Origin of the sequence: Burkholderia sp. E168m23, from assembly GCF_016586125.1 — a bacterium.
Taxonomy (GTDB): domain Bacteria; phylum Pseudomonadota; class Gammaproteobacteria; order Burkholderiales; family Burkholderiaceae; genus Burkholderia; species Burkholderia orbicola.
Window position 1 is genome coordinate 1 of the sequence record NZ_BCPP01001632.1, and the last position, 691, is coordinate 691.

2 pseudogenes are annotated in these 691 nt (G+C 68.5%); both read left to right on the top strand.

Annotated features, from left to right (window positions below):
- Positions 1–239 (top strand): annotated as a pseudogene (locus JMF90_RS39345) (3-hydroxy-3-methylglutaryl-CoA reductase); the annotation flags it as partial.
- 88 nt (positions 240–327) lie between these two features.
- Positions 328–691, top strand: a pseudogene (locus tag JMF90_RS39350) (hypothetical protein); the annotation flags it as partial.

The following is a 691-nucleotide window of genomic DNA, read 5'->3' on the forward strand; positions in this document are numbered from 1 at the left end:
CGCAGGAACTCGGCGAAATTGCGGTCGCGGTCGGGCTTGCGCAGAATCTCGGGGCGCTGCGCGCGCTCGCGACCGAAGGGATCCAGCGCGGCCACATGGCGCTGCATGCGCGCAACATCGCCGTCGCGGCCGGCGCGACCGGCGCCGACATCGACCGGATCGCGCAGCGGATGGTCGCGGCGAAGGACGTGCGTGCCGATTTCGCCGTCGAGCTGCTCGCGGGCCGCAGCGGCGGCTGACGCGCGGCTGCGCGCCGCGTGATCGACGCGGTGTGCAGTCCGCGCCGCGCCGGCATGGCCGGCGACATATCAAACCAGGAGGAGACACATGGAACAGACCGGTTCAAGCGCCGTCGCACCCGCGCCGCATCGCACCCGGCCGTTGGCCGGCGCCGATGCGGCGGCCACGACGCTCGTCGAGGTATGGGGCGACACGGTGGCGACGAAGCATCTCGCGTGGTCGGTGCTGCTCGGCATCGCGATCAGCCTCGGCGCGTTCGAGATCGGCCGCATCGCGCTCGCATCGTTCGTGCACGACGCGGCGATCGCACGCGCTTATGCGATGCTGATCGGCGTAATAACTTCGTATAGCATACATTATACGAAGTTATACGAGGATCGACGTCGACCGGTGCTGGCATTGCCGCGAGGAATTCGGGCCACAGGTCATGCGCATCGTGCAGCAGCACCTG